A 22,410-nucleotide genomic window follows, 5' to 3' on the forward strand; every position below is an offset into this window, starting at 1 on the left:
TAATGCGCCTGCAGGAACCGGAATCGAATACCGATGAAGTAGCCAAGGAGCTAAACGGCCTGTTCCCGTTTAGCTCCTTGGTTTTTGACGTCCGGGAGGCTATTTTTGAGGTCCTACTGTTCGAGCGGCCCCGATTTTGGCATAATGATAGAAGATGTTTCCATAAGATAAGCTGCACTAATCATGAATATATTCCAGACAGGTGGAGATTGCTCGGATGAAGGCATGGCGGTTGGGTTTCGTTCTGATGGCCCTGATGGGGCTTTTATTATGTGCGGCGCCGGCGGGAGCTGCGGAGAATCTGCTGAAGAACGGAAGCTTCGAGGAGGGAAAGGAACCGTCCTCCTGGGAGCAGGACGTCTGGAATCACGGGGATACCTACAGCAAATTCCAGACGGTGACCGAGGGTGCCCGGTCGGGTGGCCGCGCCGTTCTGATTGAGAGCTTGAGGGAGAACGACGCCAAGCTGGTGCAGACCGTCAAGGTGAAGGAGAACACGCTGTACAGGCTGTCCGGGTGGATTCGGGCCGAGTCAGCGGGAACGGGAGCCAAGGGAGCCAACCTGTCGGTCATGGGTTCGCTGGAGACGTCAGCCGACTACGCGGACACCCATGGACAATGGCAGTTCGTGGAGCTCTACGGCCGGACCGGCGCCAAGCAGAAGGAGCTGAAGGCCGCCGTTCGGCTCGGCGGCTACGGCAGCCTGAACAAGGGCAAAGCCTACTTCGACGATATCGTGCTGGAGGAGGTGGGCTCGGCGCCCGCCGGAGCCAAGGTGATCTCCTTCATGGAGGAGCAGGCGCCCGCATCCTCAGGAGGCACCCCGGCGGAGGTGACGACGGGCACGCCCTTTAAGCTGATCGCGTATGCCTTGGCATTCTTCGCGCTCTATGCGGCGGCTTATATCCTGCTGTTCCGCCAGGAGCGGCTATCGCGCTATGGCAGCCGCGGACTCCGCAGCCTGGTGCTGGCCCTCTTGGCGGCCGGTCTCGTGAGCCGCTATCTGCTTGCTCCGGTGATCACCGGCCACACGGGGGATATGAACACCTTCGAGGCCTGGGCGCGGCACGCGGCGACGGCTGGCATCGCTCATTTTTATGATACGGATATGTTCGTCGATTACCCGCCCGGCTATATCTATGTCCTCTATCTGGTGGGCAAGCTGCTGGGGGCCTTCCATCTGCTGCCGGGCTCCAAGGCCGCAGTGGTGCTGCTGAAGACGCCGGCCATGCTGGCGGATCTGGCCACGGCCTTCCTGTTGTTCCGCATGGCGGCAAGCCGGCTTCGTCCGGGTGCGGCCTTCGGCATCGCGCTCCTCTACGTGTTCAACCCCGCGGTTCTGGTGAATTCGGCCGTATGGGGACAAGTGGACTCCTTCTTCACCTTCTTCCTTCTATTGGCCTTCCTGGCTGTGGCGGGAGGGAAGCTGGAGCGGGGTGGAGCCCTGTTCGCCCTGGCCGTGCTGATCAAGCCCCAGGCGTTGATCTTCACGCCGGTGCTGCTGTTCGCTTACTACCGGGAGGGAAGCTGGCGGCGGTTCCTCCATTCGGCCCTGTGGGGGGCGGGCGTATTCCTGGCGGGAATCCTGCCCTACTCCTTCACCGTGGAGCCCTTCTGGTTCATCCACCTGTACCGGGAGACGCTGCAGTCCTATCCGTACGCCACCCTGAACGCCTTCAATCTCTACGCCCTGGCCGTAGGAAACTGGAAGCCACAGGAGGATACGTTCCTCCTGTTCTCCTATCAGACTTGGGGGACCGTCTTCATCGTAGTGGCCGTGGGCTTGGCCTTCTATTATTTCCGCCGGGCGCGGCATCATCTGGACGGACTCCCTTACTACCTCGCGCTGGTGCTTATCTCCACCGTCTTCCTCTTCGGCGCCAAAATGCATGAGCGGTACTGGTTCCCCGCCCTGGCCCTGGTGCTGATCGTCTTCATGCATCTGAAGGACCGCCGGATCCTGAATGTATTCCTGGGGCTGACCGTCTGCCAGTTCCTGAACGTGGCCCTGACTCTCGACTTCTTCCTGAAGGGCACCGTGCAGGTACCTCCGAAGGACGGCGTGCTGCTCTTGGTCTCCTTTGCCAGCCTGGTGTTATTTGGGTTTCTATTGAAGATCGGGTATGATGGGTTTATTGCCGGACGTACGCTTCCGGTGCGGGATCCGGAGGCTGAGGCGGATATTGCCGCCTCCGCGCTGAAGGATGCCTTATCCCAAGGGGAGGCGGAGGAACAAGAACGCAAGCCGCTGTTCACGGCGCTGGACTGGAAGCTGCTGGCCGGCCTGACCTTGGTCTACACCGTCATCGCCATGTACCATCTGGGCTCCACCAAGGCACCGGAGACCGTATGGGAACCTGCGGTAACAGGCGAAAGCTTCACCATCGACTTCGGCTCCGCCAAGCATCTCGAGCGGATCAACAGCTACGCCGAGATCGGGGAAGGGAAGCTGAAGCTGGAATTCGCTGCAGATGCGCCGCAGAATTGGACCCAGCCCCAGACCCTCGACGTGGTCTACACCAAGTTCTTCACCTGGAACGTTCAGAAGACCGATCTAACGGCCCGCTATGTGAAGCTGACCGTGGAGACGGGCGGCTTCTCCCTGAACGAGCTGGCCTTCTTCGAGAAGGACGGCCAAGCGCCCATACCGGTGAAGGCCATTGAGGCGGGCAGCATGACCAAGCCGGTCCGCGGCTCGGTGGAGCAGCTCTTCGACGAGCCGGGGGACTCCCCCTATCATCCGACTTATATGGACGGAAGCTACTTCGACGAGATCTACCACCCTCGTACGGCCTATGAGCACCTGCACAACATCAAGCCGTATGAGAATACGCATCCGCCGCTGGGCAAGCTGATCATCGCCGTGGGCATCAAGCTGTTCGGCATGAACCCCTTCGGCTGGAGAATCATGGGCACCCTGTTCGGGATCGCCATGATTCCCCTGATGTATGCGTTCGGCAAGCGGATCTTCGGAGGAACCCTCTACGCCTTCATGGCGGCGTTCCTCTTTACCTTCGACTTCATGCACTTCGCGCAGACCCGCATCGGGACCATCGATACCTACGGGGTATTCTTCATCATCCTGATGTATTATTACATGTACTGTTATGTGAACATGAGCTTCTACCGGGAGCCCTTGTCCCGGACGATCCGCCCCCTGTTCCTGTCGGGCTTGTTCTTCGGCATCGGAGCGGCCAGCAAGTGGATCGTCATCTACGGGGGAGCGGGCTTGGCCATCCTGCTGTTCCTCTCCTTGTACCGGCGGTTCCGGGAATATGAGGCGGCGAAGCAGGAGCTGGCGGCGGGAAGCTTACGTGCGCCGGAGAAGCGGGAGGCGCTGGAGCGCATCACCCGGCTGTTCATCCCGGGCTTCTGGAAGACGGTTCTGTGGTGTATTCCCTTCTTCGTCATTATCCCGGGGATCCTCTACAGCGCCTCCTTCATCCCGTATATGACGGTGCCGGGAGAAGGCTTCTCCCTCCACCATCTGATCCAGTACCAGAAGGATATGTGGAATTACCACAGCAAGCTGGTGGCCACCCACGGCTTCGCATCCCCCTGGTGGGAGTGGCCGTTCATTATCAAGCCGATCTGGTTCTATTCGGGACAGGCGCTCCTTCCCGAGGGACAGGTATCCAGCATCGTCTCCATGGGCAATCCGCTGGTATGGTGGCTGGGTTCGCTGGCGGTCCTGATCGTCATCGTCATGAACGCGAAGCGCCGCAACCTGGGCATGACCGTGGTGCTCACAGCGTTCTTCTCCCAGTATCTGCCCTGGATGCTGGTCACTCGTCTGACCTTCATCTATCATTACTTCGCGATGGTGCCCTTCCTGGTGCTGTGCTTGGTCTATGTGATGAAACGGCTCAACGACGATTACAAGGTGAGCAGGAAAGTTAACGTTATTTTTATGGCCGCGGTTTTCGTGCTGTTCGTTCTCTTCTATCCCGTCCTGTCGGGCATGGTGGTGGATAAGGACTACGTCCGGTACACACTGCGCTGGTTCGGAAGCTGGTTCTTCTACAGCTGACCGGAAGCAGCCGTCCCCGCGGTTCGCAGATTTGAGGAGGGTATTCCACAGCTATGGTCAAATACTCCATCGTCGTACCGATGTACAATGAGGAAGCAGTAATCGAGGAAACCTACAAGAGGCTCCGGGAGGTTATGGACCGTTCGGAGGAGCCGTATGAGCTCGTATTCGTCAACGACGGCAGCCGGGACCGGACCGTGGAGATCGTGGAACGGCTGTGTGCGGAGGACGGGCATGTCCGCCTGCTTAACTTTTCCCGGAATTTCGGCCATCAGATCGCCATAACGGCGGGGATGGACTACGCTCAGGGCCAGGCCATCGTCGTCATAGATGCAGATCTGCAGGACCCGCCGGAGGTCATCCTGCTGATGATCGACAAGTGGAAGGCGGGGTATGACGTCGTCTACGGCAAACGCTCCAAGCGTAAGGGAGAGACCGTGTTCAAGAAGCTGACGGCCCTGATGTTCTACAGGCTGCTACGCAGCATGACCAATGTGGACATTCCCGTGGATACGGGAGACTTCCGCCTCATCGACCGCAAGGTGGCGGATGTGCTGCGGGGGCTGAAGGAGAAGAACCGGTTCGTCCGGGGACTCGTCAGCTGGGTGGGCTTCCGCCAGACCTCCGTGGAATACGTGAGGGAGGAACGCTGGGCGGGGGAGACCAAGTATCCGTTGAAGAAGATGCTGCGGTTCGCCATGGATGGCATCACCTCCTTCTCGCACAAGCCGCTCCGGATCGCTACCTACCTGGGCTTCGGCCTGTCGGGCTTGAGCTTCGTTTATTTGCTCGTGGTGCTGCTGCAGGCCCTGTTTACGAATACGACCCAGCCGGGATGGGCATCTATCGTGGCAATCAATCTCTTTTTTAACGGCATCATGCTGATCCTGCTCGGGATCATCGGAGAATATGTGGGGCGGATCTACGACGAGTCCAAGGATCGTCCCCTCTATATTATGCGGGAGGTTAGGGGCTTTGAGCGGGAGAGAGACGGAGGCGTTCAGCAGGAAGAAAAGCGGTAGGGACTGGGTTCAGTTCGTCCGTTTCGGTCTGGTGGGGGTGATGAACACAGGAGTCGACTTCCTGGTGTTCACCCTGCTGATCTGGCTGGGAGCGGGCTACATGGTCGCGCAGACCTTGTCTTATGCGGCCGGTACGTTGAACAGCTACATCGTTAACCGTTCCTGGACCTTCCGCCGTGCGGAGGGCTCGGAGGCGGAGAGCCGGCGGATGGGCGAAGAATTTGTGCGTTTCCTGATCCTGAATGTGGGAACGCTGCTCCTGTCACTGGCTGTCCTCTACCTCCTGAAGGACGGGCTGGACATCCCCACGCCGGTGGCCAAGGTGCTGTTGACCGGCTTCACGGTAGCCGCCAACTATGTCGGCAGCAAGCTGTGGGTGTTCCGGTAGAGGAGTGGAACCCCAAAAAAGGAGACCGAAGCCTTATGGCTTGGTCTCCTTTTTTGGGGTTTCGGCCCAGCGTGGGGTGAGCAATTCGGTTGGACCTTCTGCAGGAACAGCACCGGCCGGTCGGGGTTCGACAGGGGCTCCAGAATATGTACGATTCGGCGGTACTCGTCCCATTCCACCCGGACCGCCAGGTCGGCCGAACCGGGATTTTTCAGATTTACGTTCACCGGTATCCTCCTATATGGGCTTCAATAATGGGAATCCGCTTGTCCACGCTCCGCTGCTGCATGCTCCTGTACTCCAAGTATGGGTCCAGAATGGCATGAGGGTCCTGCAGGTCTCTCGGGTCCTGCCAGCGGCAGTTCACCTTCTTCTTGTACAAACCCTTGAACATGGTGCAGGAGGAGCAATAGAGAAGCGTCTGCGCGGGGTTCAGGGGAACCACCTTGTTCCGAAGGCAGCAGTATACATTTCCTTCCTCATTGGTGTAGTTCATGTGGGTGATCCAAGCCACAGATTTTGTACCTCCTACGGATAGGTCTGGTTAGGCCGGTGTAGACCATTATAAGCGGGAGCGGCTGAAAAACAGCTCGAACCCTGTAGGCGGATATTTGGTTTTTGTAAAGCTCGTCATGTCAAGTAATGTGACGCGGGTCCAGCCTCAAATTCCTGGGATATGTCGAAAAAATGCGATTTTACAGGAGTTTAACTGGATTTTAGTGAAATTTGATGTTGCAATTCCTCTCATTGTGACGGAAATAATAGTTTTTTTCGATGGGGAAAGGTAATGTAACTTTACAGATGCGCAAACACATCAAGGCTAGAGCAAGGAATTCGGCAGAATCAAGGATCAGAGGGAGATGGGGACATGATTGCTTGGCGCGAGACCTACAACATCGGGGTTCAGGAAGTGGACCGGCAGCATCAGGAGTTGGTGGAGAAGCTGAATGAGTTTTTGGATGCCTGCATCAATCAGAAGGGCAAGGAGAAGATCATGGAAACTCTGTCTTTCCTGAAGGCTTACACCGTAGAGCATTTCAAGGATGAGGAAGCCATTATGCAGAAGATCCAATATCCTGCCTACGCGGAGCACAAAAAAGAACACGATGATTTCATCGCCACCGTGGTGGAGCTGGAGAACGGCATCATGACGCAAGGCCCGACCATTCTGACTACGCTGAAGCTGAACCGTACGCTGACCGATTGGCTTCTGACCCACATCAGCAAGAACGATCAGAAGATCGCCGAATATATCCGGACGAATCCTGTGAACTGAATCGTTGAGACAGACAACAGCCCCTACATGGACCTTGGAGTCCGGCAGGGGCTGTTTCTGTTCGTGTATGAAGACCGCGTCTATCTGCGGTCCTTGTAGATCTCCCGCATGACGTGGCCCAGCTCGGGGACAATGATCCGGGTCATGGCCAGCTTGACGGCGCCGGTGGAGCCCGGGGTAGAGAACACGGCGGTGCTGCCGACGACGCCGGCCGTGGCGCGGCTCAGAATTGCCGCCGGTCCGATGTCCTCAGCGAAGCTCAGATAGCGGAAGATCTCGCCGAAGCCCGGCATCTCCTTATCGAGCACGCCTCTTACGGCTTCATAGGTGGTGTCCCGGAGAGCGATGCCCGTTCCGCCGTTCAGCATTACGGCCTCAATGTCCGGATTGGCCGCCGCGCCCCGGATCAGCTCTTGAATGGGACCGAATTCGTCCTTGACGATCCGGTAATCGGCGATGACATGTCCGGCTGCCTCCAGCAGCTCCTTCATGAGAGCCCCGCTCTTGTCGGTATCGGGCGTACGGGTATCGGATACGGTGATGACCATGCAGCGGACGCTTGTGGGGGCTTCCCTGCGGTGTTCTTGGACAGATTGCATGAGAGGGGTGGACTCCTTTCGAATGGGCCTCCAGGCGATGCCCGGCATGCGGTCTCCGCCGTTCCGGCGCGCACCGGCTTGTTGACACTCCGGAGGCGGAACGGCTATAGTAAGGGCAGCATGGCGGCCGCCCGGTGCGGCGCCGAACAACGCATACCTTGGGGGGAACCGATGTGACGCAGCAACGTACGGTGCCTGTCTTTATTTTATCCGGATTCTTGGGAAGTGGAAAGACGACCCTGCTGGGAGTAGCCCTGCAGGCGATGAAGGATCAAGGCTTGAAGCCGGCTGTGGTGATGAACGAGCTGGGCGAGGTGAATCTGGACGGTGTGGCCGTGGGCCAGGAGGTGCCGATGGCGGAGATGCTGGACGGCTGCATCTGCTGCAGCGTTAAGGGGGATCTCGGGCTGACGATCCAGCAGCTGATGGACCAGGAGAAGCCGGATGTTCTCTTCATCGAAGCGACCGGAGTGGCCCACCCGATGGAGATTCTGGACGGCGTCACGGAGGCCTCCTTATATATGAAAGTGGAGATCAAGGGCGTCATCACCGTCGTGGATGCGGTGCTCATGAAGGACCAGCTGGCCAAGGCCACCGGCAAAACCTACCGGCTCTTGGAGGAGCAGATCCGGACGGGCGATGTGCTGGTCCTGAACAAGACGGACCTGGTCACGGAGGAAGCGGATCTTCGGAGGATCGAAGAGGCGCTTCGAAGCTGGAACCCACACGCCACGCTGGTCCGCGCGGTCCGCTCTCAGGTGGAGCCGGGGCTGTTCGCCGGGATGACCGGCGCATCCGGAGCCGTCAGCCGGGAGGACCAACACGGGGAGGACTGCGGCTGCGGCCACGGGAGCTGCCGGTCCGGACATGAAGAGCCCGGGGGCTCTGCAGGCGGAACGCATCACGGGAAGCACGAGCACCACCATTCGCACAGCCATGTGATGGTGTATACCCGCTATCTGGAGGCACCGGTCGACAGCACCGCCTTCGAGGAGCTGATCGCTCGCCTGCCGGAGCAGGTATACCGGGCCAAGGGGGTGCTGACCTTCCGGGATACGGCCAGCCGCTATCTGTTCCAGTATGCCTACAAGCAGTCCGATTACATGAAGATCATGCCCCAGGCCAACATTCCGGACGTAGTGGTCTTCATCGGGGAGAGCATTCCGAAGGAGGAGCTGGAGCGGGAGCTGAAGCGACTTGAGGCCGGTGCCATCCGGCAGGCGAACGGCTGATGGGCGGGACTATGAACGTGCTCCGCCGCATGCCGATTCCCAAACCGCTAACCGCGCTCTTCGCCTTCGGCTGGCAGCAGGCCCTGTCCTGTGTGTTCCCCGTCTGCATCTTCGCCGTCATCCTGCTGACCAAGGTCGTGGACATTCCGGTGATTCCGGAATATGACTTCGTGCTCTTGGTCTGCATTCTGGTCCAGTGGGGCATGGTCCGCTGGGGGCTGGAAACCATGGACGAGCTGAAGGTCATCTGCGTCTTCCACCTGATCGGGCTTGCGCTGGAGATCTACAAGATTCATATGGGCTCTTGGGCCTATCCTCAGGAGAGCTGGACCAAGGTGTTCGGCGTACCGCTGTACAGCGGCTTCATGTATGCCAGCGTAGCCAGCTACCTCTGCCAGGCTTGGCGGCGCATGAACGTCCGGCTGCAGCATTGGCCGAGGACGGCTTACATCGTTCCGATGGGAGCAGCCATATACCTGAACTTTATGACCCACCACTACATTCCGGATCTCCGTTGGATGCTGACGGTGCTCCTCGTTCCGCTCTTCCGCCGGACGTATGTGGACTTCGATGTTCTCGGGGTCACCCGGCGGATGCATGTCCTGCTGTCCTTCCTTCTGATCGGCTGGTTCATCTGGCTGGCCGAGAACATGGCCACGTTCCTGGGAGCCTGGCAGTATCCAGACCAGCGGAACGGGTGGAGTATGGTGCATCTGGGCAAGCTGAGCAGCTGGTTCCTGCTTGTCATTGTCAGCTTCATGATTGTGGCCCAACTCAAGCATGTCAAAAAAGAACAGCGCCGCGGGGCTTGAAGAGCCTGCGGCGTTTTTTGTCGTTTTCAACTTTAGAAAAATCAGTTAGAATAGGATAGTATTTCCCAAATGGTCGTTGAAAGGAAGTTAATAGATGAGGACAAGCGCAATAGGAAGGCGCCTTCTGGGCATAGCTGCGGTTCTGGCGTTGGGCGCCTCGCTGCTTGTGGGAGCGGGATCCACCCACGCGGCGGCGGATAACGGAGTGACGGTGGTCATCGATCCGGGTCACCAAGAGCAGGGAGACAACGGCTTAGAGCCGGTGGCGCCGGGCTCGAAGGAGCGGAAGGCCAAGGTGACGTCGGGGACGGCGGGAGTCTCCACCGGCATTCCCGAATATGAGCTGAACCTGGCGGTGGGGCTGCTGCTTCGGGACCTTTTGGAGGAACGGGGCTACCGGGTTGTGATGACGAGAGAGACCCATCATGTGCGGATCAGCAACATTGAGCGGGCGGAGCTAGGAAACCGGGAGCGGGCCGACCTGGTGGTCCGAATCCATGCGGACGGCTCCGAATCGGAGCAGGTTCAGGGAATCAGTCTGCTGCATCCGGCTGAGTCGGCTGTTCCCGAAGGGGTGTATGAGCCATCCCGCCGGGCGGCGGAGCTCCTGTTGGACGCGCTCTTGAGCAGCACGGGGGCCTCCAGCCGTGGGGTTCTTCCCCGAAGCGATCTGACCGGCTTCAATTGGTCGGAGGTGCCGGTGGTGCTGGTGGAGATGGGCTTCATGTCCAACGCCCGGGAGGACCGGCTCATGGCGACCGAGGAGTACCGGATGAAGCTGGCGGAGGGCATGGCGGACGGAATCGATGCCGTATTCGCCGGACGAGCGGGATCAGTCGAGCCCGAAGCCTGGGATGGCAGCCTGATGCTGCTGCAAGAAGCCCGGCTCTACGAACGGGCCGGCGGCCGATTCGTCCCCGTAGGCACTTCCCTTACCCCCCAGCGGATCACGGCTACGGCCCGCCTGCGCGGATGGTACCAGGTGGAGACCTGGCTCGGCCCCTTATGGGTGGAGGGGGGAACCCGGGTGCTGGAGCATGCGGTGGCACCGGAACACGCTTCCCTTGAGCTTCAGGCATCCGCCGACCTGTACGACCGTCCGGAGGGTACGGTTCTTGCCCGGCTGGCCCCGCAGACGGTGAACGTCCTATCGAGTTGGAACAGGTGGCTCTGCATCGACACCTGGCTGGGTCCGGCTTGGATCCGGGCGGATGAATAAGGTTACGAATCGAATGGGGGTGACACCGGCATGAGCCGGACCTTGGATCCATGCATACTGCTGCGGGACGGCTTCCACACCTTGGAGGGCGATATCCAGAAGGAGGTGTTCCTCTCCTTCCGGCAGTTGGTCTACCGGGATATCTATTTTCTGCTCCACGATCATGCCCTGACGGAGGATGTGATTCAGGAGGCGTTTCTGAAAGCGGTCGCCAAGGCGCCGAAGACCCGGGAGAACTCCAATATGAGGGCCTGGCTCCGGCAGGTCACCCGCAACACCGCCTATGATATGCTGCGCAAGAACAAGCGGTTCCGGCAGGTGGAAGCTCTATCCGCCTACACGGCTCAAGAGGAGACCGACGGGGCTTACGTTTCCCCGGAGGATGTGGAGGAGATCGTGGAGCGGATGCTCCGCGACCAGACCCTTCATCAGGCCATCGGGGAGCTGAAGCTGGAGTACCGCGTCGTGCTGCTGCTGTATTATATTGCAGGTCTCTCCTACGCAGAGATCGTGGAGGAAACCGGCTTATCCGAGCAGGTGCTGACCCAGCGGCTGGCCCGGGCGCGGAAGAAGCTCGCATTGCTATTCTCCGAGAAGTGGGGGGATCGCCATGCGTGACAACAGACGGCCCTCGGCCTCCGAATCGGAGACCCGCTTGGCGGAAGCCTTGCGCGCCTACTACGGAGAGCTTCCCGTTCCGGACGGATCGGAAGCCTGGGAGAGCATGAACGACAGATGGAACGGCGGTATGGGCCGCAAACATGGAGAGGCCAAGCATCCGATCCGCTATTGGTTGAAGCTTGGCGTCGTGGCGGCCGCCCTAACCCTGATCATCCACCTGCTGTTCTGGGCGGTGAACCCGGTGCAAGCGATCATGCGCTATTATTTCGAAGTGTACAAATCCGGAGATGTTACGGACATCACCTTCGGCAATTACGACATGAGCGAGCCGCCGAAGGGCATGCTGACGGGCCCGCCTCCGGAGGAGGACAAACACGGCAAGTTCGTCCGGGGGGAGACCCGGATTCTGGGACCGGGTGAAACGCCGCCGATGATGGCGAACCCGTCACCACCCCCGGATCCCTATGAACGGGTATACGGAAGCGTCGAGGAGGCCCAGCCCCATCTGGCTTTCCCGGTCCGTCTGCCCTCCCCGATGCCCACAGGGTACTTGACGGAGCAGGTCCGCTTCTACCTCTCGCCGGGCGAGGACAAAGGAACGATGGCGTGGATGATCTTCCGGAACCCGGAGACCCGGGATACCCTCTATGTGTCGGAATCGTTCCATAACGGGGCCAAAATGGGCTTCGCCACCACCATCGGAGGAACCGAAGATGTGGAGGTTCGGGAGCTGGACGTAGCCGGCACCCGTGGCATCCTGATTAAGACCAAGATGTACGCAGAGATCCGCTGGTACACCGATACGATGTATTACGAGCTGCGCGGCCGGTTCCCCGAGAAGGAGATACTGGCAATGGCCGATTCCATCGGGAAGCAGGAGCGTTCAAAATAACGGATGCCGGCCGTCAGAAGCCGGCGTCCCCCTTCGTTTAATCTTTAGAGAGATCATCGGGAATGGAGAGATCGGTGTGAAGGGTTTGACGAAGGAGGGACCCCCATGCCTGGAGGTCCTGCGGCACTATGAATGTTACTGCTACCAAGCGGCCTACTATTTGCTGGGCAACGAACGGGATGCGCTGGCCGCGGCCCAAGCGGCGTTGACGGAGCTGGCTGGCGGCATCCCGCTGGGGGTGCTGCCCGAGCCGGAGCGGCTCCTCCACATCCGCCGGTGCGTGACGCACCATTCCCTTCATATCCGCAAGCTGGCGGTTCCCGCCGTGTAAGGACATGCTCCTTGCCGGCGGGACCGCTTTTTTTTGTGCCCTTGCGGACCGGAAGGTGCGGGTACGGCACATTTTATAGAGGATCGGGCATGTTTTGGAACGGGCGGCATAAGTGTGTTAAGAGAAGTCCCGACAAGAGTCCACAGGAGGTGGAACGATGCAAATCCATGTCGTACGGAGGGGACAATCCATATACGGCATTGCCCAGGCGTACAGCACCACCGTCGACGCCATCACGACGGCCAACCAACTCGACGAGCCTGCCCAGCTGGTAGTGGGCCAGGCGCTGGTCATTCCCATTACCGGCTCCTACTATTGGGTCCGGCAGGGGGATACGCTATCCGGCATCGCCCGGAAGCTGGGAGTCAACTACCGGGTTCTGGCCCAGGTGAACCGGATTCCGGTTAACGCGCCACTGCAGGTGGGGCTGCGGCTGTATGTGCCTCCCCGTCCCAGGCGGCGCGCCGAGATTAATGCGTACGTTGAGCCCCGCGGCGGAACGGTCACCCCGACGCTGACCCGGGCCTCCAGGGAGGCGGTGCCTTATCTGACTTATCTGGCTCCCTTCAGCTTCCAGATCCAACGGGACGGCAGCCTGAAGGCTCCTCCCTTGGGAACACTGCCTGCAGTGGCGAAGTCCGGCAATGCAACCCTGATGATGGTGGTGACCAATCAGGAGAATGACCAGTTCAGCGCAGAGCTGGGAAGAATCGTGCTGAATAACCCGCAGGTACAGAACCGGCTCCTGAACAACATTCTGGCCACGGCGGACCGGTTGGGCTTCCGGGATATCCATTTTGACATGGAATTCCTGCGGCCGGAAGACCGGGAAGCCTACAACGCCTTCCTGCGGAAGGCCCGCGACCGGATTCACGCCAAGGGGTACCTAATCTCCACCGCTTTGGCTCCAAAGACACGGGCGGACCAGCCGGGGGCCTGGTATGAAGCTCACGATTATCGGGCGCATGGCCAGATCGTGGATTTTGTCGTCATCATGACATACGAGTGGGGTTACAGCGGGGGACCGGCCCAACCGGTCTCGCCGATCGGCCCGGTTCGCCAGGTGCTGGAATACGCGTTAACGGAGATGCCGGGGAGCAAGATCATGATGGGGCAGAATCTGTACGGCTATGATTGGACGCTGCCTTACGTGCCGGGAGGGGCGTACGCCAAAGCGTTGAGCCCCCAAGCCGCGATCGCCCTGGCCCGGAGGGAGAACGAAGCCATCCTCTATGACGTCCGGGCCCAGGCCCCCCACTTCGACTATACCGATTCGGCGGGCAAACGGCACACGGTCTGGTTCGAGGATGCCCGGTCCATCCAGGCCAAGTTCAATCTGGTCAAGGAGCTGGGGCTCCGGGGCGTCAGCTACTGGAAGCTGGGGCTGCCCTTCCCGCAGAATTGGCTCCTGATTCAGGATAACTTCAACGTGGTGAAGAAGTGAATGTCCGCGTCCCTGTCCGAGGCTTCTTCGGGCAGGGATGTTTGCCTTGCATTCGGGAGGGGGTATGGTAGAATGGACGGAACATCAGATGAGAGAGGTGCTAGGATGACAGACGGATCGCTCCGTGAGCTTCGGATTACCCCCTTCTCCATAACCGATCCGGCCTGCGCCGCCTTGGTCTATGAGCTGCAGCAGATGGCCTATCCGGTGGAGGCACAATTGCTCGGACTCCCATCCCTGCCGCCGATGGAGGATACGCCGATGAAGCTGGAGGCCTGCGGAGAGACGTTCATCGGATGCTTCGAGGGAGAGCGTCTGGTCGGTATGGTGAGCTACAAGCTGACGGATGGCGGCGAAACGCTGGATATTCACCGGATGGCCGTACATCCCGAATACTTCCGCAGAGGAATCGCCAGAGGCTTGCTGCGTGCGGTCCTGGACGTACCGGGTCCGAAGCGGGCCATCGTGTCGACGGGGACGAAGAATGCTCCGGCTTATCAATTGTATGTACGGTTCGGCTTCCAGCCCTGCGGCGTTGTCGAGATCGCTCCGAGCGTCACGCTTACGGATTTCATGAAGCAATTGGATCCGAGGTCATCTTGATCGAGAGATGACCTGCCTTCCAGGCCCATAGCGGCCTGGTTTTTTTTGGTCCATAGGGAAAGATACGAAAAATAATGATGTCGAATTGTATCGAATCGTGTAAAATGTGATTATAATTATAGCAATATAATATTTATTCTAATAGGAGAGATGACAGTGCGGCACATGAAGGTAAGCGTCAAGATCTACATGCTTCTCGGATTGGCTTTGGCAATGATGGCTGGCGTCGGCATCACGGGCTTGTCGCTTATCAGTCAGCTGAAGAATGAGCTCACCGGCATGTACGAGGAGCAGTTCCAGTCCGTAGACCGGCTGAACCAGCTGCGGATTAACAACCGCGCCATCGAGTCCTTTCTGTTGGAGATGCTCTTGACCAAGGATCCCCAGGTTAATGAGAAGCTGAAGACGAGCATCGCTGACCGGGTTGCTCGCAACGATACGGCCCTGGCTGAGTTCGAAGCCATCGTCCACGGTACGGCGACTTCGGAGGATCTGGCAAGCTACAAGAAGCTGCTGCCTGTCTACCGGGAGAGCCGAAGCAAGGTGGAAACGCTAGCGCTCGCCAATAAGAACGAGGAAGCATATGCTTTGTTTGCCAGCTCGGTTAGCGCCGTCCGGGATCAAATGAACGATCTCTTGATCCGGATGGCCGCTGCGGATGAGCAGGTGGCGTCAGACGGCTACCTGAACGGCAAGGCAAAAGCAGAGGCAGCGTCCCGGCTGATCCTTCTCATCATGATTTCCGCACTCGTGCTGTGCGGCGCCTTCGGTTGGTGGATCATCCGGCTGGTGGTGCGGCCTGTCCGCGGCCTCCAACATCTGATGGAAAGGGCGGAATCCGGCGACTTGACGGTACATGGGGACTATGATTCCAGAGATGAGCTGGGCCGACTGACACGATCGTTCAACAGCATGATCCGCGGTCTTCGCACTCTGGTCGGCAAAATCAACGACACGGCGTTAACCGTCTCGGCCAGCTCGGAGGAGCTGACGGCCAGCGCAGAGCAGACCGCCAAGGCTTCGGAGCATATCGCCTCGGCTACCGGCGAGATGTCCGTAGGATTCGAGGAACAGGTGAAGATCATCGGAGAGATCGCCGACTCCATGGATGCGATGGACGCGAACCTGAACCGGATGACGGCCAATGGGGAGGAGGTTCATCAGGTGTCCCGCCAAGCGGGGGAGCTGGTGAATTCCGGCGTACAAGCGGTCGGTTCCATCTTGCGGCAGATGAATGAGATCGACGCCAGCGTGCGGGAAACCCAGTCCGTCATTGATGAGCTGAGCACCCAATCCGAGCAGATCGGCGCTATCGTGACGGTCATTCAGGAGATCGCCAACCAGACCAACCTGCTGGCGCTGAACGCCTCCATCGAGGCGGCCCGGGCGGGAGAAGCCGGCAGAGGCTTCAGCGTAGTCGCATCGGAGATCCGGAAGCTTGCAGATGCCAGCGGGCAGTCCTCGGCCAAGATCTCCCAGATCATCGGGCGGGTGCAGCTGGAGGTGAAGCAGGCGGTGGGTTCCATGGAGCGGGGAGCGGGACGCGTGCAGCGCGGGATGGAGCGCAGCCGGCAAGCTACGGAGGTCTTCACCGCCATCGAGCAGGCGGTGGGCTCCGTCTTGGCCAAGGTGGCCGAGGTGGGAGTAGCTATCCTGGAGACCTCGGAGGAGTCCAAGCGGATCGTCTCCTCCATCCACCATATCGGCAGCATCTCCCAAGAGGGAGCGGCCAGCATCGAGGAAACCAGCGCCTCTAGCCAGGAGCAGCTGGCCACCATGGAAGAGGTGGCCGCGGCCGCCCGCAGCCTGGCGGCCCTCGCGGAGGATCTGCAGATGTCTCTGCAGCAGTTCCGCTTATAGACGAAGAACGGTCCTGACTCCGGAAAATGCCGGATGGTCAGGACCGTTTGCCGTTACAGGAACTTCCGGTTGTTCTTCTTGCCGTCGTAGGTGAACAGCACCGTTTTGTCCTCCACCACGGTTTCCAGATGAATGGTCTTGCCCCAGAGCCGATAGACGTACGGAAGCGTCCGCTCCACGTACTTCAGATCCAGCTCCACCCCCTCGTACATGTGCTTCAGGTACATCTCTCCATTGCCCGTATGGTTGCCGTCCGTAATGACCAGATAGGGGAAGCCCCCGTTGACCCGGGAATACACCAGCTGGTCCCGGATGTTGGCCCAGGTCTTATCGGTGATCTTCCACTCGGCGCCCTTCTTCTCGAAGACATACAGGTCCAGGTCCTCCACCAGCTTCTTGGTCAGGTAATTGCGGAGGAAAGACGTGTCGCTGTCGAATTCGCGGACCTCGAAGATCTTGGCTCGGCCTTGGCCCGGCTTTCGGCCGAACCGCTGGATCTCCTCCTCCGTCGGCTCATCCCACCGCTTCTCGATATCCTCGAAGATCTTCAGCCCCAGGTAGTAGGGGTTCAGGCTGTTGCGGGAGGGCTGGACGACGCCGGAGTTCAGCTTGGCGTATTCAATGGTTTCCTCGCTGGACAGGTCCAGCTCCCGCATGATCCGCTGGTGCCAGTAAGAGGCCCAGCCCTCATTCATGATCTTGGTCTCCATCTGCGGCCAGAAGTAGAGCATCTCGTCGCGGAGCATGGTCAGAATATCCCGCTGCCAAGGCTCGAGGATGGCGGAATACTCCTGGATGAACCAGAGGATATCCTTCTCCGGCTTCGGCGGGAACTTGATCGGCTTCTGCGTCTCCGCTTCCGCTGGGCCGCTCTTGCGCTCCAGCTCCCAGAGGTCCTCGTAGCCGGTCTGGGGGCGTTCTTCCGCCGCCATCCCCACATCCATGGTGCCGTCCCCATCAAGGTCGTACCGGTTGGGGCGGTAGGGCCGGACCAGGTCCGGGTCCACATGCTCCTGGATGGCCAGCACGGCATCGATGAAGGTCTCTACCCGGTCGGCGCCATACTTCATCTCGTAGGATCGGATTCGCTCCGCCGTAGCAGACATGCTCTCCACCATATCCCTGTTAGTCTTGCTGAACCGGGCGTTGTTCTTGAAGAAATCGCAGTGGGCCAGCACGTGGGCCACGATCAGCTTGTTCTGGATGAGAGAGTTGCCGTCCAGGAGGAAGGCATAGCACGGGTTGGAGTTGATGACCAGCTCATAGATTTTGGATAAGCCGAAGTCGTACTGGGTCTTCATGCGGTGGAAGGTCTTGCCGAAGGACCAGTGTGAGAATCGGGTCGGCATCCCGTAGGCGCCGAAGGTGTAGATGATGTCGGCCGGGCATATCTCGTACCGCATCGGGTAGAAGTCCAGCCCGAAGCCGGTGGCGATGTCAGTGATCTCGGCGATGGAGCGTTCGAGCGCAGCGATTTCGTCCTGGTGCAAGGTAGTTCGCCTCCCGTGAAATACTCAGATTGATCATTTCATCTGATAAAAATAGGATCGTAATCATGTATATGGGAGGACAAGGGGGCTTAGTACTGGATCAAGCAGGGGAAACTCCGGAATGCCGAACAGCCCCCGGATATTCTCCGAGGGCTTGATGAGGAACAGCTTATAGCTTATAGGATTCCGCCGCTCAATCTCCATCGCTCTGCTCTTCAGTCGGCTGCTTCATAATTTCCACCTTCCGGATTCGATGGCGGTCTTTATCGCGTACGATAAAGCGGAGGGGGCCGTAGGTCCATTCACTGCCCTTCTTCAGGGCGGGGTTCCGGGTATAGAGCCAGCCGCCGATGGTATCCAGCTCCTCATCCTCCAGCTTGACCTGGAACAGGTTCGATACGGCGTCCAGGGTTACTTTGCCATCCAGAACATAGTGATGTTCCGATAGCTGCTCAATCTCCGCTTTTTCTTCTTGATCGAACTCATCCCGGATCTCACCGACGATCTCCTCCAGAATATCCTCGATGGTAATCAGACCGGAGGTGCCGCCGAACTCATCCACCAGAATCGCCATGTGGACGGACTCCTGCTGCATGCGAAGCAGAAGATTCTTGACCGGTATAGCTTCCGATACGGACAGAACCGGCTGGATCAATCGGGATAGCTCCATATTCGGATGGTCACTTAATTGCATGAACAGCTGTTTGGTATGGATATACCCGATAATCTGGTCCTTACTTCCGCGGATCACCGGAAAACGGGTGTACTGCTCCGACTTCATGATCTTAAGAGCCAGCTTCCGCTCGATGCCCACATCGATACATGCCATATCCGTTCGGGGAACCATAATCTCGCGGGCCAGCAGCTCGTCGAATGCGAAGATCCGATTCACGTAACCATATTCCGCTTGGTTGATCTTGCCGCTTTCGTAGCTTTCCGTGAGAATGATCCGGAGCTCCTCCTCCGAATGGGCTTCCTCATGCTCCTTGGCGGGCTTCATTCCGAATAGAGCGACAAGACGGTTCGCCGATCCGTTCAAGATCCAGATGAAGGGGTACATGATTTTATGAAAGAAGAGGAGCGGCCGCGCGGTCCATTGGGAGACCGCTTCCGCCTTCTGTATGGCAACGGTCTTCGGCGCCAGCTCTCCCAGTACGACGTGAAGGAAGGTAATGGAGGCGAAGGCAATGCCAAAGGAAAGAATGGTGCTCAGCTCATCCGGCAAACCGTAGTAATGAAACACCGGATGCAGCATCTTCTCGACGGTGGGCTCACCCAACCATCCCAAACCCAATGCTGTAATGGTGATCCCTAACTGGCACGCGGACAAATACCCATCGAGATTGCGGGTCACCTGCTGCACGGCAAGGGCATTTTTGCGGCCTTCCAGCACCATGTGGTCAACCCGGCTGGAGCGAAGCCTCACGATGGCGAACTCGGCAGCAACGAAGAACGCTGTCGCTACGATAAGCAGAGCAACCAAGAACAAGTTAAGGGCGAACATGAATGCACTCCAATCATAAGGTGAGTTATAAGTTCTTATGAACTTATAATAACAGAGTTCACGTAAGCTTATCAAAGTCGGTAAATGGTTAAATTGGAGCAAATCAAGCCGGATTCTGGGGTTATTGGCCCGGTATGGGGCCGGAAGATACCCTACATTCTCTTTTTGACATCCTAACAAGGGTGCCGTATGATACGTTCATATGAACTTATAATATGGGGGAACCGGCATGGAAACCTTTCATCTCACGCGGTACGAAATGTCCCAGCTGCTGAACAGCTTAAACGGGCAGCTCCACAAAAATCCCAAAACCATCCTTCAAGAAGCATGGGCCAAATCCCATAAGGAAGTTATTGAGGGCGGAAAATCTCTCGGCGCCTTCATCTCGACTTCCATTCCCCCCATATTCGAGAAGGTCATGAATATGAACTCCAGCGATCCCGGGCTGTCCCTGAATGATATTGTTGCCTTGGGCTCCCAGATTGAATACAACCACTTCGCCATCACCGCGGTGCAGAACTGGGTGAAGCGGGATCTGAAGGAGATCATCGGTTCTCCGAGGCTGGGCAAGAAGTACTCCATCGAGCAGGCTGCGATCCTGTTCATCATCGAGGATCTTCGCGCGGCGCTGGATTTGGAATCGATTCGGAAGCTGCTGCTGTTGATTTTTCATGATTTTGACGATCAGGCCAAGGATCTGATCAACCCCTTGGACCTCTATGCCGGCTATTCCGGGATCTTCGAGGAGCTGGATCAGAATAACGACCAAGTGCTGGACCTTCAGGCCGGGCAGATCGGCAGGGACAAGAAGCATGACCACCTGATGGAAGCCTTGATCAAGAGAAAGGCTGATGAGTTTGTGGAACGTCTCCAAGGCTTAAACCCTGAGCAGCAGGAGGCGGTCAGCAATACCGTCGTCATCGCCATGCTTTCTGTCCAAACCACGTATTTTCAAACCCTGGCGAAACGTTTCTTGAACGCGACTCTATTCCTGCACAACTTGAAGTAGGGATGGACAGGTTAGGTTTCGGGCTGCCTAGAACCATACGGGCGGCCTTTTTCCGTTTCCCTATGCGGACTTTCGTCCGGATCGCCGACCGGCTGCGGCTGTTAGAATAGATTACTCCCCAGCAGGTCTCCCACTTGCTTAGCCATAACTTGTGGAGGATGCGGCATGCCGTTCTTGATCCACCACTCAATAACCCCTACGTACGCGGTACCGGTATATTGGAGAATAACATCTTCGATGACATCGTCATGCTTGCTGCCGGCCGTGTCCATTTCGGCTTGGAAGCCTTGAATGATGAATTCGAGGAGCCGCGTTCGAAAAGAGGGAGCCCCCTTACTCGCTAGCATGGCAGAAAAGAATAAATAGTTCTTCTCGAAGTATTCAAAAAAAGGCAATAACGCCTGGCCCCAATCCAGCTTGCAGGCCCATTTCCCCATCTCCCCCAATTCGTTCATATGCGCTTCGATCAGTTTATCCAACAAATCAAATTTGTCCTGATAATGCAGATAGATGGTTCCGCGGTTCATGTTGGCCCGATCGGATATCTCCTGAATGGTTATGTCGTCAAAGCTCTTCTCGGACATCAGCTCGATGAGTGCCTTTTTGATGGCTTCTTGGCTTTTGAGTACTCGCCGGTCTACTTTCGGCATGGGTGGTCACCAGACTTTCGCAAAGATAATGAACGGTTTCTCTACATATTTCATTGGGCCAATCAGCAGGGCGACGACGCATAAAGTGTAAAAGCCCATTAGGCACCCATCCATACCAAATGGCCCGGAGGGGCATACACATAGACCATGAAGGTTGAAAGGAGGGGTCATAATGAGCTGTGGTCATCCTGTTCCCGGATATTCCACCGGATTGGTTCTGGTCCTCTACATTCTGCTGGTTATCATTCTGTCTGCTGGTTTCTTCATCTAATTGGCAGCGGCGGATGACACCGCCGGAACCGACCCGAAACGCAACAAGAGCCTTGAAACTCAAGGCTCTTGTTCGTTTATTCGGCCGATTGTTGGCGCGTCACCCGTTCGGTCGGGCGGTGGAGCTGCGGATGATCAGCTCGGCGGGAAGCACGATCCGGCGAGTGGCGGAGGGGGCCTCACCCTGGATCCGCTCGATAAGGAGCTGCATCCCGAGGTACCCCATATCGTAGGCGGGCTGCTTCGCCACGGTTAGGAAAGGGTTGTAATCCGGTATAATATCCGGATCGTCGAAGCACGTGACCGCCATATCCTCCGGCACCCGGAGGCCCAGGGTCCGCAGGGCCCTCAAGGTATTGACGCCGATGAAATTGTTGGCCGCCAGGATGGCGGTTGGCCTATCGCCCTTTTGCAAGGAGAGCAGCTTGGCGATAATCTCTTGAAGATTATCCTGCTTGAAGTGGGTTTCGATCAGGTAATGCGGATTCGGCTCGATCCCGGCTAACTGCAGGGCCTCCCGGAAGCCCTGCTCGCGTTCCCGCGCGTTGGACAAGGTCCCCGGGCCGTTGATGAAGGCGATCCGACTGTGTCCCAGCCCGATGAGATGGTTGGCAAGACACCGGGTCGTGCTCACATTATCGCCCGTAATCGAATCCGCCGGAACGGAGTCGACCGTACGGTCTACATAGACGAAGGGGATTCTGCGCTTGATCAGCTTCCTGAGATGAACGGAGGATTGACCGCCTGCCGGTACGAGGAGCACGCCGTCCACACCGGTGGACATCAGCATGTTCATGTACTGGGCTTCCTTGTCCGCATTCTCGTCTGTGTTGGCCAGAATCAGCTGGTAGCCCAACTGCAGGGCCTTGTCCTCCGCACCACGGGCAATGTTGGTGAAGAACGGGTTGGAGATGTCCGGGATCACCAGGGAGACAAGCCGGGTCTCCTTGGACGTCAGGCTCCGAGCCTGCTTGTTGGGGACGTAATCCAGCTCCCGGATCACCGCCTCCACCTTCAGCCGAGTGGATTCCTTGATCAGCGGGGAGTTGTTGATGACCCTCGATACGGTCATCGGAGAAACATTCGCTTTTTTGGCGACATCGTAAATGGTGACCATCACCGTACATCCTCTCGGGGTGCTGTTACTCTTCATAATGG

At 58.1% G+C, this 22,410-nt stretch carries 21 protein-coding genes; 15 read left to right on the top strand and 6 right to left on the bottom strand.

The features are described from left to right. The first annotated feature begins 217 nt into the window (after positions 1-217). Genes ACSEXW_RS09695 through ACSEXW_RS09705 form a run of 3 tightly spaced genes read left to right on the top strand, consistent with a single transcriptional unit; the run spans position 218 to position 5,440 of the window. On the top strand, positions 218-4,030 hold the full coding sequence (locus tag ACSEXW_RS09695; RefSeq protein WP_438445933.1) for a glycosyltransferase family 39 protein: 3,813 nt from the start codon (positions 218-220) through the stop codon (positions 4,028-4,030). A 53-nt stretch (positions 4,031-4,083) separates the two neighbouring features. Continuing rightward, positions 4,084-5,052 (top strand): glycosyltransferase family 2 protein, encoded by a 969-nt coding sequence (locus ACSEXW_RS09700; RefSeq protein ID WP_438445934.1) that lies wholly within the window; start codon positions 4,084-4,086, stop codon positions 5,050-5,052. Next, positions 5,006-5,440, top strand: a complete 435-nt coding sequence (locus ACSEXW_RS09705) for a GtrA family protein (protein ID WP_438445935.1) — start codon at positions 5,006-5,008, stop codon at positions 5,438-5,440. Before ACSEXW_RS09700 ends, ACSEXW_RS09705 begins: the two co-directional genes overlap by 47 nt. 223 nt (positions 5,441-5,663) lie before the next feature. Here the strand turns inward: ACSEXW_RS09705 and ACSEXW_RS09710 are convergent, their stop codons facing one another. Further along, positions 5,664-5,954, bottom strand: coding sequence for a hypothetical protein (locus ACSEXW_RS09710; protein WP_438445936.1), 291 nt, complete (start codon positions 5,952-5,954; stop codon positions 5,664-5,666). A gap of 354 nt (positions 5,955-6,308) precedes the next feature. Here ACSEXW_RS09710 and ACSEXW_RS09715 point away from each other — a divergent pair, with 354 nt between their 5' ends. Then, entirely contained in the window at positions 6,309-6,716 is a 408-nt protein-coding gene (locus ACSEXW_RS09715; protein WP_438445937.1) for a bacteriohemerythrin, read from the top strand. A gap of 80 nt (positions 6,717-6,796) precedes the next feature. On the opposite strand, the gene ACSEXW_RS09720 is transcribed toward ACSEXW_RS09715, so the two are convergent. Then, entirely contained in the window at positions 6,797-7,315 is a 519-nt protein-coding gene (locus tag ACSEXW_RS09720; protein ID WP_438445938.1) for a MogA/MoaB family molybdenum cofactor biosynthesis protein, read from the bottom strand. A gap of 173 nt (positions 7,316-7,488) precedes the next feature. On the opposite strand from ACSEXW_RS09720, the gene ACSEXW_RS09725 reads away from it, so the two are divergent. The 9 genes from ACSEXW_RS09725 (at position 7,489) to ACSEXW_RS09765 (ending at position 16,329) form a co-directional block, all read left to right on the top strand. Further along, positions 7,489-8,547, top strand: a complete 1,059-nt coding sequence (locus ACSEXW_RS09725; RefSeq protein WP_438445939.1) for a CobW family GTP-binding protein — start codon at positions 7,489-7,491, stop codon at positions 8,545-8,547. Beyond that, positions 8,547-9,359 (top strand): DUF817 domain-containing protein, encoded by an 813-nt coding sequence (locus tag ACSEXW_RS09730; RefSeq protein ID WP_438445940.1) that lies wholly within the window; start codon positions 8,547-8,549, stop codon positions 9,357-9,359. The genes ACSEXW_RS09725 and ACSEXW_RS09730 overlap by 1 nt, the downstream gene beginning before the upstream one ends. A 94-nt stretch (positions 9,360-9,453) precedes the next feature. Further along, positions 9,454-10,578, top strand: a complete 1,125-nt coding sequence (locus ACSEXW_RS09735) for an N-acetylmuramoyl-L-alanine amidase (protein ID WP_438445941.1) — start codon at positions 9,454-9,456, stop codon at positions 10,576-10,578. 30 nt (positions 10,579-10,608) lie between these two features. Continuing rightward, positions 10,609-11,196 (top strand): RNA polymerase sigma factor, encoded by a 588-nt coding sequence (locus tag ACSEXW_RS09740; protein WP_438445942.1) that lies wholly within the window; start codon positions 10,609-10,611, stop codon positions 11,194-11,196. Then, on the top strand, positions 11,189-12,091 hold the full coding sequence (locus tag ACSEXW_RS09745; RefSeq protein ID WP_438445943.1) for a DUF4367 domain-containing protein: 903 nt from the start codon (positions 11,189-11,191) through the stop codon (positions 12,089-12,091). The genes ACSEXW_RS09740 and ACSEXW_RS09745 overlap by 8 nt, the downstream gene beginning before the upstream one ends. A 76-nt stretch (positions 12,092-12,167) precedes the next feature. Beyond that, positions 12,168-12,422, top strand: a complete 255-nt coding sequence (locus ACSEXW_RS09750; protein WP_438445944.1) for a hypothetical protein — start codon at positions 12,168-12,170, stop codon at positions 12,420-12,422. 157 nt (positions 12,423-12,579) lie between these two features. Next, on the top strand, positions 12,580-13,866 hold the full coding sequence (locus ACSEXW_RS09755; protein ID WP_438445945.1) for a glycosyl hydrolase family 18 protein: 1,287 nt from the start codon (positions 12,580-12,582) through the stop codon (positions 13,864-13,866). 105 nt (positions 13,867-13,971) lie between these two features. Next, entirely contained in the window at positions 13,972-14,469 is a 498-nt protein-coding gene (locus tag ACSEXW_RS09760) for a GNAT family N-acetyltransferase (RefSeq protein WP_438445946.1), read from the top strand. A 165-nt stretch (positions 14,470-14,634) separates the two neighbouring features. Continuing rightward, positions 14,635-16,329 (top strand): methyl-accepting chemotaxis protein, encoded by a 1,695-nt coding sequence (locus ACSEXW_RS09765; protein ID WP_438446123.1) that lies wholly within the window; start codon positions 14,635-14,637, stop codon positions 16,327-16,329. A gap of 53 nt (positions 16,330-16,382) precedes the next feature. Here ACSEXW_RS09765 and ACSEXW_RS09770 read toward each other — a convergent pair whose 3' ends face one another. Together ACSEXW_RS09770 and ACSEXW_RS09775 are read right to left on the bottom strand one after the other, a co-directional pair. Then, positions 16,383-17,819 carry a SpoVR family protein gene (locus ACSEXW_RS09770; protein WP_438445947.1) on the bottom strand — a complete coding sequence of 479 codons (1,437 nt, stop codon included), beginning with the start codon at positions 17,817-17,819 and terminating at the stop codon, positions 16,383-16,385. A 193-nt stretch (positions 17,820-18,012) separates the two neighbouring features. Further along, positions 18,013-19,323: a hemolysin family protein gene (locus ACSEXW_RS09775; protein WP_438445948.1), complete on the bottom strand. Its 1,311-nt coding sequence runs from the start codon at positions 19,321-19,323 to the stop codon at positions 18,013-18,015. Positions 19,324-19,552: 229 nt separating this feature from the next. Here ACSEXW_RS09775 and ACSEXW_RS09780 point away from each other — a divergent pair, with 229 nt between their 5' ends. Continuing rightward, positions 19,553-20,332, top strand: coding sequence for a DUF1836 domain-containing protein (locus ACSEXW_RS09780; protein ID WP_438445949.1), 780 nt, complete (start codon positions 19,553-19,555; stop codon positions 20,330-20,332). Positions 20,333-20,433: 101 nt separating this feature from the next. Here the strand turns inward: ACSEXW_RS09780 and ACSEXW_RS09785 are convergent, their stop codons facing one another. After that, positions 20,434-20,982 carry a TetR/AcrR family transcriptional regulator gene (locus tag ACSEXW_RS09785; protein ID WP_438445950.1) on the bottom strand — a complete coding sequence of 183 codons (549 nt, stop codon included), beginning with the start codon at positions 20,980-20,982 and terminating at the stop codon, positions 20,434-20,436. 172 nt (positions 20,983-21,154) lie between these two features. On the opposite strand from ACSEXW_RS09785, the gene ACSEXW_RS09790 reads away from it, so the two are divergent. Continuing rightward, positions 21,155-21,253: a YjcZ family sporulation protein gene (locus ACSEXW_RS09790; RefSeq protein ID WP_438445951.1), complete on the top strand. Its 99-nt coding sequence runs from the start codon at positions 21,155-21,157 to the stop codon at positions 21,251-21,253. 99 nt (positions 21,254-21,352) lie between these two features. On the opposite strand, the gene ACSEXW_RS09795 is transcribed toward ACSEXW_RS09790, so the two are convergent. Beyond that, positions 21,353-22,369 (bottom strand): LacI family DNA-binding transcriptional regulator, encoded by a 1,017-nt coding sequence (locus ACSEXW_RS09795; RefSeq protein WP_438446124.1) that lies wholly within the window; start codon positions 22,367-22,369, stop codon positions 21,353-21,355. Positions 22,370-22,410: the final 41 nt, after the last annotated feature.

This window comes from Oryzibacillus soli (assembly GCF_051594765.1).
Classification (GTDB): domain Bacteria; phylum Bacillota; class Bacilli; order Paenibacillales; family NBRC-103111; genus Paenibacillus_AR.

Bases quoted from the DNA above. Each gene is read 5' to 3' on its own strand.
- ACSEXW_RS09695 (WP_438445933.1), top strand. From the start codon at position 218: ATGAAGGCATGGCGGTTGGGTTTCGTTCTGATGGCCCTGATGGGGCTT.
- ACSEXW_RS09700 (WP_438445934.1), top strand. From the start codon at position 4,084: ATGGTCAAATACTCCATCGTCGTACCGATGTACAATGAGGAAGCAGTA.
- ACSEXW_RS09715 (WP_438445937.1), top strand. From the start codon at position 6,309: ATGATTGCTTGGCGCGAGACCTACAACATCGGGGTTCAGGAAGTGGAC.
- ACSEXW_RS09720 (WP_438445938.1), bottom strand. From the start codon at position 7,315: ATGCAATCTGTCCAAGAACACCGCAGGGAAGCCCCCACAAGCGTCCGC.
- ACSEXW_RS09730 (WP_438445940.1), top strand. From the start codon at position 8,547: ATGGGCGGGACTATGAACGTGCTCCGCCGCATGCCGATTCCCAAACCG.
- ACSEXW_RS09735 (WP_438445941.1), top strand. From the start codon at position 9,454: ATGAGGACAAGCGCAATAGGAAGGCGCCTTCTGGGCATAGCTGCGGTT.
- ACSEXW_RS09740 (WP_438445942.1), top strand. From the start codon at position 10,609: ATGAGCCGGACCTTGGATCCATGCATACTGCTGCGGGACGGCTTCCAC.
- ACSEXW_RS09745 (WP_438445943.1), top strand. From the start codon at position 11,189: ATGCGTGACAACAGACGGCCCTCGGCCTCCGAATCGGAGACCCGCTTG.
- ACSEXW_RS09755 (WP_438445945.1), top strand. From the start codon at position 12,580: ATGCAAATCCATGTCGTACGGAGGGGACAATCCATATACGGCATTGCC.
- ACSEXW_RS09760 (WP_438445946.1), top strand. From the start codon at position 13,972: ATGACAGACGGATCGCTCCGTGAGCTTCGGATTACCCCCTTCTCCATA.
- ACSEXW_RS09765 (WP_438446123.1), top strand. From the start codon at position 14,635: ATGAAGGTAAGCGTCAAGATCTACATGCTTCTCGGATTGGCTTTGGCA.
- ACSEXW_RS09775 (WP_438445948.1), bottom strand. From the start codon at position 19,323: ATGTTCGCCCTTAACTTGTTCTTGGTTGCTCTGCTTATCGTAGCGACA.
- ACSEXW_RS09780 (WP_438445949.1), top strand. From the start codon at position 19,553: ATGGAAACCTTTCATCTCACGCGGTACGAAATGTCCCAGCTGCTGAAC.
- ACSEXW_RS09785 (WP_438445950.1), bottom strand. From the start codon at position 20,982: ATGCCGAAAGTAGACCGGCGAGTACTCAAAAGCCAAGAAGCCATCAAA.
- ACSEXW_RS09790 (WP_438445951.1), top strand. From the start codon at position 21,155: ATGAGCTGTGGTCATCCTGTTCCCGGATATTCCACCGGATTGGTTCTG.
- ACSEXW_RS09795 (WP_438446124.1), bottom strand. From the start codon at position 22,369: ATGGTCACCATTTACGATGTCGCCAAAAAAGCGAATGTTTCTCCGATG.